The organism is Achromobacter pestifer (assembly GCF_013267355.1).
Taxonomy (GTDB): domain Bacteria; phylum Pseudomonadota; class Gammaproteobacteria; order Burkholderiales; family Burkholderiaceae_B; genus Achromobacter; species Achromobacter pestifer_A.
Genome location: NZ_CP053985.1, coordinates 6,779,543 through 6,795,401 on the forward strand (window position 1 = coordinate 6,779,543; position 15,859 = coordinate 6,795,401).

Genomic DNA, 15,859 nt, shown 5'->3' on the forward strand with positions numbered 1-15,859 from the left:
GCGACCGGGACTCAGACCGCCATCGAGGAGATTTCCTTGTAGGCCGCAACCAGCTTGTTGCGTACCTGCACCGCCGTCTGGAAGCCGATGCTCGCCTTCTGCATATCGATCATGACGTCATTGAGGGAAATGTCGGGCGCTCCCAGCTCGAACGCCTTGGCCTGGGCCGTGGCGGCGTTCTGGGCGGAAGTGACGCGCCGGATGGAACGCTGCAGTTCCGCGGCGAAGCCATCGGGCTGGCCGACCATTTCACCCGCGCTGAGGTTACCGGTCTCCGCCTTGCTCACTACCGCGCGCATCTGCTGAAGCATGCTTTCGATGCCGGACAAGCCTGATACAGCCATTACCTGATTCCTTGCTGTTTGGGATTACGCCAATGTTGCGCACAGCGTAACCCCGACTCTGCCGGTTCATAGCCGACAAGAACCGCCAAAAAACCCGACATTTCCGCGAATGCGGCCGCCTGCCGCCAGGGCGGCTGCGGCGACTTTCGCCTTGTCGGGGACATAGGAGACAAGTAACGCCAAAAACCGGCCGTTTTCAACGATTGGGATGGACGTCTCAGGGGCAATAATCCACGCTCTCCCCAGACCAGAAGCACGTTGCATGTGTAATCTGCCCTACCCAGACATGAAGTCCCATTTCCAGCTCCGCGTGGCCAGCGGGGGCCTCCAATGAACCAGCAGGCCACCCTGAGTTCGTCGCTGCTGACGAAATTCCCCGTGCTGGAGAAGGTGCGCGCGCTGCCCAAGCCCATACTGCTGGGCGCGGGGGCAGCCCTAGTCGCGATCATCGTCGCCGTGGCGATGTGGAGCAGCGAACCCAAGTACAAGGTGCTGTTCTCCAACCTGGACGACCGCGATGGCGGCGCCATCGTAACGGCGCTGGGCGCGATGAACGTGCCCTACCGCTACAACGAAACCGGCACTGCCGTGCTGGTGCCGGCCGACCGCGTGTACGACGCCCGCCTGCAGCTGGCGTCCCAGGGGCTGCCCCGCGGTGGCTCGGTTGGCTTCGAACTGATGGACAACGCCCGCTTCGGCGCCAGCCAGTTCACGGAACAGATCAACTATCAGCGCGGTCTTGAAGGCGAGCTGGCGCGTTCGATCGAAGCCATGCACACCGTGCAGCATGCCCGCGTGCACTTGGCCATGCCGCGCCAGTCGCTGTTCGTGCGCGAACGCCAGGCGCCCACCGCCTCGGTGCTGCTGAACATGCATCCCGGCCGCAGCCTGAGCGACGCCCAGGTCTCCGCGATTTCCTGGTTGGTGGCCTCCAGCGTCCCCGAACTCACCGCCGAGAACGTGTCCATCGTCGATCAGAACGGCCGCCTGCTGTCGGCGCCGATGGGCGAAGGCCGCGGCATGGACGCCGACCAGATGCGCTTCGTGCGCGAAATGGAACAGCGCGCGGTCGAACGCATTCTCACCATTCTCAATCCGCTGGTCGGTCCAGGCAACGTCCACGCCCAGGCCAGCGCCGACGTCGACTTCGCCCGCCGCGAAGAAACGTCCGAGGTCTATCGCCCGAACCAGGAACCCGGCCAGGCCGCCGTGCGCAGCCAGCAAACCAGCGACTCGGCCCAGCGCGGCGTCAATCCCGCGCAAGGCGTGCCCGGCGCGCTATCGAACCAGGCCCCGGCCAATCCGCAGGCCGCCATCGCCAATCCGCCGGCACCGCAACCGCCCCGACCCGGCCAGCCGCAGCAGCCCAACACCCAACAGCAGACCGGCACGCAGGCCGTCACTGGCAATCTGAACGAACGCCGCGACGCCACCACCAACTATGAAGTGGACCGCACGATCAGCCACATCAAGCAACCGGTGGGCAACCTCAAGCGCCTGTCGGTGGCCGTGGTCGTCAATTACGTCCGCGACAAGGACGGCGAACTGCAGCCCCTGCCGCCCGAAGAACTGAACAAATTGACCAATCTGGTGCGCGAAGCCATGGGCTACTCCGAGACCCGCGGCGACTCGCTCAACCTGGTCAACAGCCAGTTCAACGACGGCCCGCCGCCGGTGCCGATGTGGCGCGATCCGGAAATGATCTCGCTGTTCAAGACGATCCTGGCCTGGCTGGTCGGTGGCGTGCTGGCACTGTGGCTGTATCGCATGCTGCGCCGCACGGTGGGCGACTACCTGTACCCGCCGGTCGACCCGGAGCAGGCTGAAGCCGAGCGCATTGAAGCGGTGCGCGAGGCCCAGGACGTGGCCCGCGCCAAGGAAGTGGACCGGTACCAGGACAATCTGGAACGCGCCCGCACGATGGCCACCAAAGATCCGCGCGCCGTTGCGATGGTTCTGCGCACCTGGATGAGCAAAGATGAAAAATGATTCCACGCCGCTGGACGGCATGACGCGCAGCGCCGTCCTGATGATGTCGCTGGGCGAAGACGCCGCGGCCGAGGTCTTCAAGTACCTCGGCGCCCGTGAAGTCCAGCAGGTCGGCGCCGCCATGGCCAGCCTGAAGCAAGTCACGCGCAGCGACGTGGCCGTGGTCCTGGAGGAATTCCGCCAGGAAGCCGACCAGTTCATGGCCGTCACGCTAGGTTCGGACGACTACATCCGCACCGTGCTGACCAAGGCGCTGGGCAGCGACCGCGCCGCCGGCCTGATCGAAGACATCCTGGAAGCCGGCGAAGGCGGCAGCGGCATCGATGCGCTGAACTGGCTGGACCCGAACACCGTGGCCGAGCTGATCGGCGACGAACACCCGCAGATCATCGCGACCATCCTGGTACACCTCGAGCGCGACCGCGCCGCCGGCGTGCTGGCGCTGCTGACGGACCGCCTGCGCAACGACGTCATGCTGCGCATCGCCACTTTCGGCGGCGTGCAGCCCGCGGCGTTGTCCGAGCTCACCGAAGTCCTGAATTCGGTGCTGGCTGGCCAGGGCGCAAAGCGCAGCAAGATGGGCGGCGTGCGCACCGCGGCCGAGATCCTGAACATGATGAATTCGACCCAGGAAGAAACGGTGGTCGCCAGCCTGCGCGAGCGCGACAACGATCTGGCACAAAAGATCATCGACGAGATGTTCGTCTTCGACAACCTGCTCGACGTCGAGGATCGCGCCATCCAGCTCATCCTCAAGGAAATCGACAACGACACGCTCATGGTCGCGCTCAAGGGCGCCCCGGAAGAGCTGCGCGCGAAGTTCCTGCGCAACATGTCCAGCCGCGCCGCCGAAATGCTGCGCGAAGACCTGGATGCGCAAGGCCCGATCCGCATGTCCAAGGTCGAGACCGAACAGAAGAAGATCCTGCAGATCGCCCGCCGCCTGGCCGAGAGCGGCCAGATCGTCCTGGGCAACCAGGGAGACGACACGTATGTCTGAGGTGGACAGCGGCGCCACGGCGCTCATCTCGCGCAGCGCCGCCTGGCGGCGCTGGCAGATGCTGTCGTTCGACGAGCCCGCGGCCATTGAACCGGAACCCGAGCCCGAACCCGATCCGGGGCCGGACCCGGAAGTGGTGATGGCCCAACTGCGTGCCCAGGCCCTTGCGGAAGGCCGCGAGGAAGGCCATGCCCTGGGCCATGCCGCCGGTCTGGAAAGCGGCCAGCAGGCTGGTTACGAAGCCGGTCTCGCCGCCGGCCGCGAACAAGGCTATGGCGAAGGCCTCATTCAGGCGCGCGAACAAGGCGCCGCCGAAGCGCAGCGCCTGCATGCGCTGGTCGAGGCTTGCGCCGCGTCCCTCGGCTCGCTCGAAGAAAAAATGGGCCAGGGCCTGCTGACCCTGGCTCTGGACATCGCCCAGCAGGTCGTGCGCACCACCCTCGCCGAGCAGCCGGACACCGTGGTCAGCGCCGTGCGCGAAGTGCTGCACATCAATCCCACCGCCGGCGGCCAGATGCGCTTGTGGGCCAACCCCGAAGACATCGATCTGATCCGCCTGCACCTGGCGGACGAACTCAAGGAAGGCCATTGGCGCGTCCTGGCCGATGAGTCCATTTCGCGCGGCGGCTGCCGCGCCGAAACGCCCTTCGGCGACATCGACGCCACCCTGCAAACGCGCTGGCGCCGTGTCGCGGCCTCGCTGGGCCGCAACGTATCCTGGGAGGAGCCGGTGTGAGCGCCAATCCGGCCTCCCCCCTGCCCGGCCAGCCGGCCGCGCCCGCCACCGCCGTGCCGGTCATCGACCGTTGGCAGACCCAGCTGCAGATCGGCTCGATCCGCGCCGCCTCCACCGACCCCTGGCTGGTCAGCGGCAAGATCACGCGCGCCACCGGCCTGGTGCTGCACGCGACCGGTTTGCGCCTGCCGGTGGGGGCAGCTGCCCGCATTGAAATCGCGCGCGGTCACGACCATTGGGCAGACGCCGAAGTCGTCGGTTTCGACGGCCACACCCTCTATCTGATGCCTCAGGCCGATATTTCCGGCCTGCCGCCTGGCGCGCGCGTCGTGCCGGGCGAGCCGCCCGTCCAACGCCAGATTCCGCTGCCGCGCAAGGCCGAACTGAACGGCAACGCCAAACCGCAGCTGGGCCGCCACCTGCCGGTGGGCAATGCCCTGCTGGGCCGGGTGCTGGACGGCGCCGGCCGCCCCCTGGACGGACTGGGTCCGCTCACGGGTGCCGAACTCGCGCCCCTGTCTGCGCAGCCGATCAATCCCCTGTCACGCGCGCCCATCGATACGGTGTTGGACACCGGCGTGCGCGCCATCAACGGCCTGCTCACGGTTGGCCGCGGCCAGCGCATGGGCCTGTTCGCAGGCTCCGGCGTCGGTAAAAGCGTGCTGCTCGGCATGATGGCCCGTTACACCACGGCCGACGTCATCGTCGTCGGGCTGATCGGAGAACGCGGCCGGGAAGTCAAGGAATTCATCGAGCACAACCTCGGGCCCGAGGGCCTGGCGCGCTCGGTCGTGGTGGCCGCGCCAGCCGACGTGTCGGCGCTGCTGCGCCTGCAAGGCGCCGCCTACGCCACGCGGCTGGCCGAACACTTCCGCGACCAGGGCCTGGACGTGCTCCTGATCATGGACTCGCTGACCCGCTACGCCATGGCCCAGCGCGAAGTCGCGCTGGCCATCGGCGAACCGCCCGCCACCAAGGGCTATCCACCCTCGGTCTTCGCCAAGCTGCCGATGCTGGTCGAACGCGCCGGCATGGGCGCGCCAGGACCGTCCGGCAAGGCGGGTTCCATCACTGCTTTCTACACCGTGCTGGCCGAAGGCGACGACCAGCAGGACCCGATCGCCGATTCGGCCCGCGCCATCCTGGACGGCCACGTCGTCCTGTCGCGCCACCTGGCCGAAGCCGGCCACTACCCCGCCATCGACATCGAAGCGTCGATCTCGCGCGCCATGACCTCGCTGATCACGCCAGAGCAGTTCGCCGTGGTGCGCCGCTTCAAGCAAAGCCTGTCACGTTACCAGCGCAACCGCGACCTGATCGCGGTGGGCGCCTACGCCGCCGGCAACGATGCGCAGCTGGACGAGGCCATCGCCCGCTACCCGCGCCTGGAAGCCTTCCTGCAGCAGGACATCGGCGAAAACGTCGGCTATGAAGCCGCCGTCAGCCAGCTGCGCGCCAGTTTCGAATTGAGGAACGCTTATGCCTAGCCAATTGCCCTTGGACATGCTGATCAACCTGGCCAAGGAAAGCACGGACGAAGCGGCGCGTCTGCTCGGCAGGCTCAACGCCGAACGCACCAATGCCGAGCGCCAATTGTCCATGCTGCACGACTACCGCCAGGACTACCTGGAACGGCTGCAGCAGGCGATGACCAGCGGCATGTCGGCAAGCGACTGCCACAACTACCAGCGCTTCATCAGCACGCTGGACGACGCCATCAGCCAGCAACAAGGCGTGTTGCGCCAGGCCGACGACAACCTCGCCAAAGGCCGGCTCTACTGGCAACAGGAAAAGCGCAAGCTCAACTCCTACGACGCCCTGGCGCAGCGCGAACTGCGCGCCCAGGCCGTGGTGGAATCCCGCCGCGAACAGCGCGCCAACGATGAATACTCCGCCCGCCTGGTCCAACGCCAGACCGGCATGCATTAAGCGATATCTCACAGGAAGCCCAAGATGAACGCTCCCCTGCCCCTGCCCGCCATCGCGCCCGCCGCGCCGACCTCGATCGCCGACGCGCTCGGCGCCAAATCCGCGCCCGTGAACAAGAAGGGCCCCAGCTTTTCGGACGTCCTGGCCCAGCAGCGCTCCGCGCAGTCGCGCCCCAGCCAGGCCGCCGACTCGCGGCCGGCGAACAACGGCGCCAAGACGTCCGCTGACGGCAAGAATTCCGGCGACCCCGCCGCCCGCGCCGAAGGCGCCGCCGCCAGCGCCATCGACGAGGCGGTGCAGACCGCCGCGCAGGCCGAGGCTGGCGCGCTGGCCGTCGCCGCCGCGCAACCCGCCGTGATCCTGCCGCAGCAAGCCCTGGAGATCGCGGCCCAGGCCGCCGAACAGGTACAGCTCGCGCGCGGCAACGCCGCCGCGGCCGCCGCCGCAATGAGCAGTGGCGCCGCCGTCCTGACCGCCGCGCTGAATGCCGCCGACGCCGCGCCCGCGACACCCGCGGCGCAGGCCGCTAGCGCAGCCGCGGCAGCCGCCGGTGCTGGCGCCTTTACCGCCCCGCAGGCCGAGGCAGCGGCCGCGCTTGCCGCCCGCGAGGCCGAGATCGCCGTGCCGGTCATCACCGCGGCAGCCAAGCCCGGCACTGACGCAGCCACCACCGTGCAAGCGCCGGTCCGCGCCCCGGCTGCTGCCGCGCCCGTCAAGGCGGAAACGCCGCGACTCGCCGCGGAAGTCGCACTACCCCGTCCCGCGCGCGATGTGCGCCCCGAAACCGGCCACATCGCCATGCCTGAGCAGGCCGACGACGCCGAGGCCCAGGTCCTGGCCAGCGCCCAACAACAATTCCAGGCGCCGCAGCATGGCGCCTCCGCCCAAGACCACCTGGCCCAAGCGCTTGCCGCCGCCACGCAGCGTCCGGCCGCCGCGCCGATCGCAAACCCGGCAGCCGTCGCCGCACCCGTCGTACCGGTCATGCTGCAAGTCGCCACCCCTGTTGGCGGCACTCACTGGGGCACCGAGCTCGGCCAACAGGTCGTCATGATGAGCCATGGCGCTCGCCAAGGCATGCAAACAGCGGAGCTGCGCCTCGACCCGCCCGATCTGGGTCCGCTGCGCGTCAGCCTGAACCTGTCGGACGGCGTGGCCAGCGCTTCGTTCGTATCGGCCCACGCCTCGGTACGCCAGGCCATCGAAACCGCCATCCCGCAACTGCAGCAGGCGCTGGCCCAGGCCGGCATCTCGCTGGGCCAGACCAGCGTGGGCGAACAGGCGGCCCAACAGGAATTCGCGCAACAAGGCGGCAACGGCTCGCAACGCCATGCTGGCGGCGGCCAGGCTGGCGCCGACAGCGTCGCCGAAGCGCCCGTCGCGGTGACGACCCCGCGCAACGCCAATGCGCTGGTGGACACCTTCGCCTGACAAAGAAACGCATCGCCTCTGGCCGCGCCTGCGGGCGCTGCAGCAATAGCTTGAGATACGCGGCTTTCGCCCTGTTTTTCGCCTCCAAGCGGAGGCGGCATTTGGGGCAGAATGCTTTCATCCACTAAGAACCCGTTTTCATCAGCGGCAAAACACGCATCGACTCCGAGATGGCGACTTCCAAACCTTCACCCATGCCTGCGCGCGCAGCCTCCAATCGCTCCGGCATGGGCCGTATTCTTCGCCCCTTGCTGGCAATCCTGGTCCTGCTCATCGTTGCCGCGGCCAGCGCCGGGGCAACCTGGTTCATTACCCAACGCATGCAGCCGCAAAACAGCGCAACCGTGCAGCTCGGCGTCGGCCAGGTGCCGACCGGCCAGCCTGGTCAACCCGGCCAGTCTGGTCAACCCGGCCAGCCCGGACAAGCCGCGCAAGGCCCCCAGGCGACCCCGACGACTTTCGTCGCGCCTCCTGCCAACCCGGTAGCCGTCCCGGCCCCGATCTTCGTGCCGATCGAGCCCTTCACCGTCACGCTGCAAAATCCGGATACGGAGCGCATCATGCACGTGGGCCTGACGCTGCGCGTCAGCGACGAGCAGACCCGCACGCGCCTCGAAAAATACATGCCTGAAGTGCGCAGCCGCATCCTGATGGTCCTGTCGTCGCAATCGCCCACCGGCGTGCAGACGCAGCAAGGCAAGACCGACATGGCCAACGCCATCAAGCAGGCCGTGAACCGCCCCTTCTCGCCCCTGCCGGACGGCCAGTACGTCACCGACGTGCTGTACACGGCGTTCGTGGTGCAATAAGCATGGCCTACGAGGCATTTCTTTCGCAGGACGAGGTCGATGCGCTGTTGGCGGGCGTCACCGGCGAAAGCGACAGCAAGGCAAGCGCCACGGACCAGAACGCCGGCGCCCGCGCCTACGACCTGAGTTCGCCCGAGCGCGTCGTGCGCCGCCGCATGCAGACGCTGGAGCTCATCAACGAGCGTTTCGCGCGCCAGATGCGCCATGTGCTGCTGAACTTCATGCGCCGCAGCGCCGACATCACGGTGGGCTCGATCAAGATCCTCAAGTACGCGGATTTCGAGCGCAATCTGCCGGTGCCGAGCAATCTGAACATGATTCAGATGAAGCCCCTGCGTGGCACCGCGCTCTTTACCTATGACCCGAACCTGGTGTTCCTGGTCATCGACAGCCTGTTCGGCGGCGATGGCCGCTACCACACGCGCGTCGAAGGCCGCGACTTCACCACGACTGAACAGCGCATCATCCGGCGCCTGCTCAATCTGACCCTGGAAAGCTACGGCAAGTCCTGGGACCCCGTCTATCCGATCGAATTCGAGTACGTGCGCTCGGAGATGCACACCAAGTTCGCCAGCATCACCGGCAACAATGAAGTGGTGGTCGTCACCTCGTTCCACATCGAATTCGGCGCGACCGGCGGCGACCTGAACATTTGCCTGCCCTATTCCATGATCGAGCCGGTGCGCGACCTGCTGACGCGCCCGCTGCAGGAAACCACGCTCGAAGAAGTGGACCAGCGCTGGGCGCAGCAGCTCTCGCGCCAGGTGCGCAGCGCCGACATCGACGTGGTTGCGGAGTTTGCCCGCATCCCCTCGTCGATCCGCGAACTGATGCGCCTGAAGGTAGGCGACATCCTGCCCGTGACCGTGCCCGAAACCATAGTCGCCAGCGTCGACGGCGTGCCGCTGATGGAATGCGGCTACGGCGTCTTCAACGGCCAGTACGCCCTGCGCGTACAGAACATGTTTACCCACGATACAGAATCCAACGAGGCCTCTGACCATGACTGACAAGAACGAGCCCGGTACCGGCTCGTCCCCGGCCGACGACTGGGCCGACGCGCTCGCCGAACAATCCCGCGCCAATCCGCCGACCCAAGCGGACGGCCTGAAGCCCCAAGACGACTGGGCCGCCGCCATGGCCGAGCAGACCAGCGCGGCTGCGCCCGCTGCCGCGCCGGCGCCCGCTCCCGCGGCGGCTCCCGCCGCATCTGCCGCGCAAGCCGCCGCCCAACCCGCTGCGCAATCCGTGTTCAAGCCCCTGGCCGGCACGACTGGCGGCACCGGCGCGGATATCGACCTGATCATGGACGTGCCTGTCCAACTGACGGTCGAACTGGGCCGCACCCGCCTGACCATCAAGAACCTGCTCCAGCTGGGCCAGGGTTCCGTGGTCGAGCTGGACGGTCTGGCGGGTGAACCGATGGACATCTTCGTCAACGGCTACCTGATCGCCCAGGGCGAAGTCGTGGTCGTGGAAGACAAATACGGTATCCGCCTGACCGATATCATCACGCCGTCCGAGCGGATCAACCGCTTGAACAACCGCCGCTGAACCTGGCGTCATGGACGATTCCGCTCTCCTGCGCGTCATTGTTGGCCTGATCCTGGTCGTGGCCGCCATCCTGGTTTCGGCCTGGCTGGCGCGCCGCGCAGGGCTGACGCCGCGCGGCGGCGGCAACCTGCTGCGGCAGGTTGCAAGCCTGCCGGTCGGACCGCGCCAGAGCATCGTGGTGGTGGAAATCGAAAACACCTGGCTGGTGGTGGGCGTCGGTCCGAACCAGCTCAACACCCTGCATACCCTGCCCGCCGGCCAGTTGCCGGAGGCTTCGACCTTGCCCGCGGCCGCCTTCGCGGCCAAGCTGGGCCAGGCGCTCAAGCGCCGCTAGCGCTGCCGCGCCCTCCAAGCGACACCCATGAGTTTGCCCACAAGCACGACACCTGTCCGCGCCCGCTCCGGCGCGCTGCCCCTGCTCGGCGCCGCCGCGCTGCTGGGCCTGGCCTTGTTCCCTGCGGGTGTCGTCGCGCAGGCAACCTTGCCCGCGCTGACGGCCACGCCCGGCCCGAATGGTTCCGAAACCTATTCGCTCAGCATGCAGACCCTGCTGCTGATGACGTCGCTGTCGTTCCTGCCTGCCGCGCTGCTGATGATGACGGGTTTCACCCGCATCATCATCGTGCTGGGCCTGCTGCGCAGCGCCATGGGAACGGCCATGTCGCCGCCCAACCATGTGCTGATCGGCCTCGCGCTGTTCCTGACCTTCTATACGATGTCGCCGGTGTTCGACAAGATCTACACCGACGCCTACAAGCCGCTGTCCGAGGGCTCGATCCAGTTCGAGGCCGCCGTCGAACGCGCCGCCGCGCCGCTGCGCACCTTCATGCTGCACCAGACGCGCGAGAACGATCTGTCGCTGTTCGCCAACCTGGCCAAGCAACCCGCCCTGGAAGATCCCTCGCAGGTGCCGCTGCGCATTCTGGTGCCCGCGTTCATCACCAGCGAACTCAAGACCGCATTCCAGATCGGCTTCACCATCTTCATCCCCTTTCTCATCATCGACCTGGTCATCGCCAGCGTGCTGATGGCGCTGGGCATGATGATGGTGCCGCCGGTGACGGTGGCCCTGCCCTTCAAGCTGATGCTTTTCGTGCTGGCCGACGGCTGGAACCTGCTCATGGGCTCGCTCGCCCAGAGCTTCTATCAATAACGCCTGAAGGAGAATCGCCATGACCGCCGAAACCGTCATGACCATGACCTACCAGGCGATGAAGATCGTGCTTGCGATGGCCGGGCCGCTGCTGCTCGTGACGCTGGTGGTGGGTCTGGTCATCAGCATCTTCCAGGCCGCCACGCAGATCAACGAAATGACGTTGTCGTTCATTCCGAAGCTGCTGGCGATGTGCGGCGTGCTGGTGCTACTGGGCCCCTGGCTCATCGGCGTCATGGTCGACTACATCCGGCAGCTGATCGGCCAGATCCCCATGCTGGTGTCCTGAGCGGGCGCCGCCGCCGGGCACCGGAACTCCCCCCATGATCGCGTTCACGCTCGAGCAGCTCAACGGCTGGATCGGCCAGTTTCTCTGGCCGTTCGTGCGCATCCTGGCGCTCGTGGGCACCGCCCCGCTGTTCTCCGAATCGCACATTCCAATCAAGGTCAAAGTCGGGCTGTCTTTCATCCTGGCCGTCGCGATCAGCCCCGCGTTGGATCCCGTGCCTTCCATTGCGCCGGGTTCGTTCACGGGCCTATGGATGGTCATGCAGCAAGTGCTGATCGGCATCGCGCTGGGCTTCACGATGCGCCTGGTGTTTGCCGCCGCGCAGACCGCCGGCGAATTCGTCGGCCTGCAGATGGGCTTGTCCTTCGCCTCGTTTTTCGACCCTAGTTCCGGCGCCAATACCGCCGTGCTGTCGCGCCTATTCAACATCATCGCGATGCTGACATTTCTGGCCTTGGACGGCCACCTGCTGGTCCTGGCCGCGCTGGTCCGCTCCTTCGATACCTTGCCCATCGCCATGATCCAGCTGCACCAGAATGGTTTTGGCGTCGTGGTGGAATGGGGCAAGACCATTTTCATATCCGGTTTGCTGCTGGCGCTACCGCTGATCTGCGCACTGCTGACCATCAACCTGGCCATGGGCATCCTGAACCGCGCCGCGCAACAGCTGTCCGTGTTCTCCATCGGATTTCCGGTGACGCTCATCATCGGCGTCACGATTCTGGCCGTCGTGCTGCCGCATGCCGGACCTTTCCTGGAATCGCTGTTCGAATCGGGCCTCACCGCGATGAGCCGGGTCGCCGATGCGCTGGCCGGCAAATAGAAGCCCTGATCGACCCCGGGGGGCGAGGCGGCGCCTGGCACCGCCTCGCTATCCTTACTGCTGCCCGACCAGACGGAACACGCGGATCGTCTCACGCAGCGCGCCGGACTGATTCCCCAGCTGCTGGACGGCGCCGCCCAGGTCCTGGACCAGCGCGGTGTTCTGTACCGTCATCACGTCCATCTGCGACACCGCCGTATCCACCTGCTCGATACCGCTGGACTGCTCTTGAGAAGCCTGTGAAATCTCGCCGATGATGTCCGTGACGCGATGCACGGCGGCCACGATGTCCTGCATCGTCGCGCCCGCCTGCTCGGCCTGCTGGGAGCCTTCGGTCACGCGCTCCACCGAATCCTCGATCAGGCCCTTGATCTCCTTGGCCGCCTGGGCGCTCTTCTGCGCCAGGCTGCGGACCTCGCCTGCGACCACCGCGAAGCCCTTGCCGGACTCCCCGGCGCGGGCCGCTTCAACCGCGGCGTTCAGCGCCAGGATGTTGGTCTGGAACGCAATGCCTTCGATGATGCTGACGATGTCCGCAATCTTGCGCGAACTGTCCGAGATTCCATGCATGGTGCTCACCACCTGCCCGACCGCCACGCCGCCCTTGCGCGCCACTTCCATGCTGCTGGCCGCGAGCTGGTTGGCCTGGCGCGCATTGTCGGCGTTCTGCCGCACGGTGGAGGTCAGTTGCTCCATGCTGGCGGCGGTCTGCTGCAAGGACGCTGCCTGCCCCTCGGTACGGCCCGCCAGTTCCTGGTTGCCGCGCGCAATATGCGCTGCGGCATGGGTCGTGCCTTCGATGCCGCGATACACGTCCTGCGCGATCCCGATCAGGCTCTTGCGCATCACTTCGAGCGAGAACTTCAGGCTCCCGACTTCGTCATCGGAATCCGCCACGATCTGCGTGGTCAGGTTGCCCGCGGCAACTTGGCGCGCCATATTGGCCGCATCGACCATCGGATCCAGCAGCGACCGGGACAAACGCCAGCCCATGCCGAAAATGGCGACCACGCCCAGTGCAATGGCTGCGCAGCCGACGCTGGCGCCCAGGGTGCTCAGTTCCGCCCAATTGGCCCGCAAACCGTATACGCCCGCGCCAGCCATGATTCCGGACGACAGCAGCGCGTGGCGCAGCATGCGGCTGCGGACATTGTGCCGGAACGGAAATGCCAGCACATCCACGCCGCGGCGCCAACCTGCCCGCACGGGACGCCCACGCAGGATGCGCACGCCCTTGGCCGTACCCTCGCGAATGCGGGCATACAAATCCTCGGCCATGTCGATCTGCTCTTCCGATGGGCGCACCCGCACCGAGGAATACGCCACGACCTCGCCGTTCTCGACGATGGGCGTCGCATTGGCCAGCACCCAGTAGTAGCCGCCGTCCTTGCGCCGGTTCTTCACCAGTCCCAGCCACGATTCTCCGGCCTGCAGCGTCTCCCACAGGTCTTCGTAGGCTTCGGGTGGCATGTCGGGATGGCGCACGATGTTGTGCGGCTTGCCGATGAGTTCTTCTCGGGAAAAGCCGCTGACTTCGACAAAGGCCGGATTCGCATAGACGATCCGGCCCTTGGTATCCGTGCGCGAGATCAGGTACTGATCCTCGCGCAGCTTGGTTTCTACATTGTGGATGGGTAGGTTGACACGCACAGCTTGCCTCCGGGAACTTCATTTCGAGCAGCGAATGAATATCGGCGAGCAAACCGGATCTGACGCCCCGCTTAGACGTGTTCCCCCGCCAGATTCGTCAGGCTCCGGGGTAGCTTGTCCCCTGGCACTTTCGAACACTGTTCACCGCCCTTTTCAGGCGTTATTGTTGTTAACGGCCAAATTTTCGAAAACTTAACGTGCGCATGATTGTTACGCGCGTCAAACGCAAAGCACATGGACCACGGCCGCGCATCAGCGCGGCCGTGGTCCATGTGCCGATTTCAGCAGGCAGAAGACCTCATGACTGCGTCAGCGTCGGCGCTCCATAACCGCCCGACAACTGGTGCGCGGGGACTTCGATCACTTCACCCGCGTTGATCTTGAACACTGCAACCGCTTCGGCCAGGCGCTGGGCCTGCTCCTGCAGGGAACCCGCGGCCGCGGCCGCCTCTTCCACCAGCGCCGCGTTCTGCTGCGTCACCTCGTCCATCTGCGATACCGCGCGGTTCACCTGGTCGATGCCGCTGGACTGTTCTTCCGACGCCGCCGAGATCTCGCCCATGATGTCCGTCACCCGCTTCACCGAGGCCACGATCTCCTGCATCGTCGCGCCGGCGCGCTCCACCTGCTGCGAACCCGCGCCGACCTTGGTCACGGAATCCTCGATCAGGCCTTTGATTTCCTTGGCCGCCTGGGCGCTGCGCTGCGCCAGCGAGCGCACTTCGCCCGCCACCACCGCAAAGCCCTTGCCTTGCTCGCCCGCGCGCGCGGCTTCCACTGCCGCGTTCAGCGCCAGGATGTTGGTCTGGAACGCGATGCCGTCGATCACCGAAACAATCTCGGAGATCTTGCGCGAGCTGGCCGAAATGCCTTGCATGGTGCTGACCACTTCCGACACCGCCGAACCGCCGCGTTCAGCCACGTCCGAGGCGCTGGCCGCAAGCTGGTTCGCCTGGCGCGCGTTGTCGGCGTTCTGCTTCACGGTCGAAGCCAGCTCTTCCATCGACGCCGCGGTTTCCTCCAGCGAAGCCGCCTGTTCTTCCGTGCGGCTGGACAGGTCCGTATTGCCGGCCGAGATCTCGCGCGAGCCCACCGTGATCTCGTCCACGCCGTGGCGCACCGCCGACACCGTGCGGGTCAGGCTTTCCTGCATGCGCTTCAACGCGGCAAACAGCTGGCCGATCTCATTGTGCGAACGCACTTCCACGCGGCTGGTCAGGTCTCCGGCAGCGATCTTGTCGAAGTGCTGGCCAGCTTCCACCAAGGGGCGCACCACCAGGCGGCCGAACAGCAGGCGTGCCAGGATCATCAGCAGCACCGCCAAGCCGACGGCCACGCCCACCGCCACCATGGCGAGGTTGAAATTCGCTTCGGCCTCGTCGATCGTGGCTTGCTGCTGGTCGCCGATGTACTTGCCGAACTCGCTGAGCGCCTCGATAAACGCGGCGCTGCGCGGCGTGCCGTATTCGTTGTTCACCATGTAGAAGGTGGAATAGTCCTCACTGCGCAGGGCTTCGACCATGGTGTCCACGCCATCGTCGATGTACGACCGGTAGCGCCGTACCAGGTTCATCGACAGCTGGCGGCCCGTATCGTCCTGCAGCATGTTCTTCTGGAAATCAGCGAAACGGCTGCGCACCCCAGTCAGCAGGTCCGTCGCACCTTTCAAGGCCGCGGCCGCATCGCGGGCCGAGTTCTCCCCGCTGCCCCAACCGGATTCCTGCAGGTGGCGCGCGGCAACCATCAACGCAACCCGCGCGCGCAGCATGTCGCTGTTGATCACCTCGACCTGCTTGGAGCGCTCGGTCAAGGCGTTGACCTCGCGGATCGATTCATAGTTGTTCTGCAGGAAATACGCGGCCAGGCCGCCCACCGCCGCAATCAACACGGCGAAGAACGCCATGACCCACAGCAGCATGGTGCCGACGCGGGCATCGCGCAGCCGCAGCTTGCGCTTCACCTTGGGTGCGCGCGCGGCCTTCTTCTTGCCGACCTTGCCGGATTTCGCACCGGATTCGAGACTCGCTTCCATATTGTTTCCCCATCCCTCAGGAACTACTCTGACCAAATGAAAAACCACCCGGGAGACATGCCTTGTTACACGAGGCATGCACTCCGGGCGACGTACATCGCGGCGCGCGCCGCGATGCTC

The 15,859-nt window shown here is 66.2% G+C and carries 16 protein-coding genes; 13 read left to right on the forward strand and 3 right to left on the reverse strand.

Going from position 1 to position 15,859, the window contains the following annotated elements; genetic code table 11:
* Window positions 1-11: 11 nt before the first annotated feature.
* Complete coding sequence (fliE, locus tag FOC84_RS31900; protein WP_054456696.1) at window positions 12-344, reverse strand: flagellar hook-basal body complex protein FliE; 333 nt, start codon at window positions 342-344, stop codon at window positions 12-14.
* 330 nt (window positions 345-674) lie between these two features.
* Between fliE and fliF the strand changes: the two genes are divergently transcribed.
* The 13 genes from fliF to fliR all read left to right on the forward strand — a co-directional run bounded on the left by fliF (window position 675) and on the right by fliR (window position 12,057).
* Window positions 675-2,333, forward strand: coding sequence for a flagellar basal-body MS-ring/collar protein FliF (gene fliF / locus FOC84_RS31905; RefSeq protein ID WP_173149420.1), 1,659 nt, complete (start codon window positions 675-677; stop codon window positions 2,331-2,333).
* Window positions 2,323-3,333, forward strand: coding sequence for a flagellar motor switch protein FliG (fliG, locus tag FOC84_RS31910; RefSeq protein WP_054456694.1), 1,011 nt, complete (start codon window positions 2,323-2,325; stop codon window positions 3,331-3,333). The genes fliF and fliG overlap by 11 nt, the downstream gene beginning before the upstream one ends.
* On the forward strand, window positions 3,326-4,069 hold the full coding sequence (gene fliH / locus FOC84_RS31915) for a flagellar assembly protein FliH (RefSeq protein ID WP_173149422.1): 744 nt from the start codon (window positions 3,326-3,328) through the stop codon (window positions 4,067-4,069). Before fliG ends, fliH begins: the two co-directional genes overlap by 8 nt.
* Window positions 4,066-5,556, forward strand: coding sequence for a flagellar protein export ATPase FliI (gene fliI, locus FOC84_RS31920; RefSeq protein ID WP_173149424.1), 1,491 nt, complete (start codon window positions 4,066-4,068; stop codon window positions 5,554-5,556). The genes fliH and fliI overlap by 4 nt, the downstream gene beginning before the upstream one ends.
* Entirely contained in the window at window positions 5,549-5,998 is a 450-nt protein-coding gene (gene fliJ, locus FOC84_RS31925) for a flagellar export protein FliJ (protein WP_088140140.1), read from the forward strand. The genes fliI and fliJ overlap by 8 nt, the downstream gene beginning before the upstream one ends.
* A 24-nt stretch (window positions 5,999-6,022) precedes the next feature.
* On the forward strand, window positions 6,023-7,429 hold the full coding sequence (locus FOC84_RS31930; protein ID WP_173149426.1) for a flagellar hook-length control protein FliK: 1,407 nt from the start codon (window positions 6,023-6,025) through the stop codon (window positions 7,427-7,429).
* A gap of 170 nt (window positions 7,430-7,599) precedes the next feature.
* Window positions 7,600-8,238 carry a flagellar basal body-associated protein FliL gene (gene fliL / locus FOC84_RS31935; protein ID WP_173149428.1) on the forward strand — a complete coding sequence of 213 codons (639 nt, stop codon included), beginning with the start codon at window positions 7,600-7,602 and terminating at the stop codon, window positions 8,236-8,238.
* A gap of 2 nt (window positions 8,239-8,240) precedes the next feature.
* The gene (gene fliM / locus FOC84_RS31940; protein ID WP_088140137.1) at window positions 8,241-9,248 is read left to right on the forward strand and encodes a flagellar motor switch protein FliM; all 1,008 of its coding nucleotides are present in this window, start codon (window positions 8,241-8,243) and stop codon (window positions 9,246-9,248) included.
* Entirely contained in the window at window positions 9,241-9,792 is a 552-nt protein-coding gene (gene fliN, locus FOC84_RS31945; RefSeq protein ID WP_173149430.1) for a flagellar motor switch protein FliN, read from the forward strand. The genes fliM and fliN overlap by 8 nt, the downstream gene beginning before the upstream one ends.
* Window positions 9,793-9,802: 10 nt before the next feature.
* Entirely contained in the window at window positions 9,803-10,126 is a 324-nt protein-coding gene (fliO, locus tag FOC84_RS31950) for a flagellar biosynthetic protein FliO (RefSeq protein ID WP_173149432.1), read from the forward strand.
* Window positions 10,127-10,153: 27 nt separating this feature from the next.
* Window positions 10,154-10,945 carry a flagellar type III secretion system pore protein FliP gene (gene fliP, locus FOC84_RS31955; RefSeq protein ID WP_173149434.1) on the forward strand — a complete coding sequence of 264 codons (792 nt, stop codon included), beginning with the start codon at window positions 10,154-10,156 and terminating at the stop codon, window positions 10,943-10,945.
* 19 nt (window positions 10,946-10,964) lie between these two features.
* Window positions 10,965-11,234: a flagellar biosynthesis protein FliQ gene (gene fliQ, locus FOC84_RS31960; RefSeq protein WP_008163193.1), complete on the forward strand. Its 270-nt coding sequence runs from the start codon at window positions 10,965-10,967 to the stop codon at window positions 11,232-11,234.
* A 34-nt stretch (window positions 11,235-11,268) separates the two neighbouring features.
* Entirely contained in the window at window positions 11,269-12,057 is a 789-nt protein-coding gene (gene fliR, locus FOC84_RS31965; protein ID WP_173149436.1) for a flagellar biosynthetic protein FliR, read from the forward strand.
* Between the two features lie 54 nt (window positions 12,058-12,111).
* On the opposite strand, the gene FOC84_RS31970 is transcribed toward fliR, so the two are convergent.
* Window positions 12,112-13,707: a methyl-accepting chemotaxis protein gene (locus FOC84_RS31970; RefSeq protein WP_173149438.1), complete on the reverse strand. Its 1,596-nt coding sequence runs from the start codon at window positions 13,705-13,707 to the stop codon at window positions 12,112-12,114.
* A 298-nt stretch (window positions 13,708-14,005) separates the two neighbouring features.
* The gene (locus tag FOC84_RS31975; protein ID WP_173149440.1) at window positions 14,006-15,739 is read right to left on the reverse strand and encodes a methyl-accepting chemotaxis protein; all 1,734 of its coding nucleotides are present in this window, start codon (window positions 15,737-15,739) and stop codon (window positions 14,006-14,008) included.
* Between the last annotated feature and the right edge of the window lie 120 nt (window positions 15,740-15,859).

Bases quoted from the DNA above. Each gene is read 5' to 3' on its own strand.
- fliR (WP_173149436.1), top strand. From the start codon at position 11,269: ATGATCGCGTTCACGCTCGAGCAGCTCAACGGCTGGATCGGCCAGTTT.
- FOC84_RS31975 (WP_173149440.1), bottom strand. From the start codon at position 15,739: ATGGAAGCGAGTCTCGAATCCGGTGCGAAATCCGGCAAGGTCGGCAAG.
- fliQ (WP_008163193.1), top strand. From the start codon at position 10,965: ATGACCGCCGAAACCGTCATGACCATGACCTACCAGGCGATGAAGATC.
- fliE (WP_054456696.1), bottom strand. From the start codon at position 344: ATGGCTGTATCAGGCTTGTCCGGCATCGAAAGCATGCTTCAGCAGATG.
- fliF (WP_173149420.1), top strand. From the start codon at position 675: ATGAACCAGCAGGCCACCCTGAGTTCGTCGCTGCTGACGAAATTCCCC.
- fliO (WP_173149432.1), top strand. From the start codon at position 9,803: ATGGACGATTCCGCTCTCCTGCGCGTCATTGTTGGCCTGATCCTGGTC.
- fliM (WP_088140137.1), top strand. From the start codon at position 8,241: ATGGCCTACGAGGCATTTCTTTCGCAGGACGAGGTCGATGCGCTGTTG.
- fliJ (WP_088140140.1), top strand. From the start codon at position 5,549: ATGCCTAGCCAATTGCCCTTGGACATGCTGATCAACCTGGCCAAGGAA.
- fliN (WP_173149430.1), top strand. From the start codon at position 9,241: ATGACTGACAAGAACGAGCCCGGTACCGGCTCGTCCCCGGCCGACGAC.
- fliL (WP_173149428.1), top strand. From the start codon at position 7,600: ATGGCGACTTCCAAACCTTCACCCATGCCTGCGCGCGCAGCCTCCAAT.
- fliP (WP_173149434.1), top strand. From the start codon at position 10,154: ATGAGTTTGCCCACAAGCACGACACCTGTCCGCGCCCGCTCCGGCGCG.
- FOC84_RS31930 (WP_173149426.1), top strand. From the start codon at position 6,023: ATGAACGCTCCCCTGCCCCTGCCCGCCATCGCGCCCGCCGCGCCGACC.
- fliG (WP_054456694.1), top strand. From the start codon at position 2,323: ATGAAAAATGATTCCACGCCGCTGGACGGCATGACGCGCAGCGCCGTC.
- fliH (WP_173149422.1), top strand. From the start codon at position 3,326: ATGTCTGAGGTGGACAGCGGCGCCACGGCGCTCATCTCGCGCAGCGCC.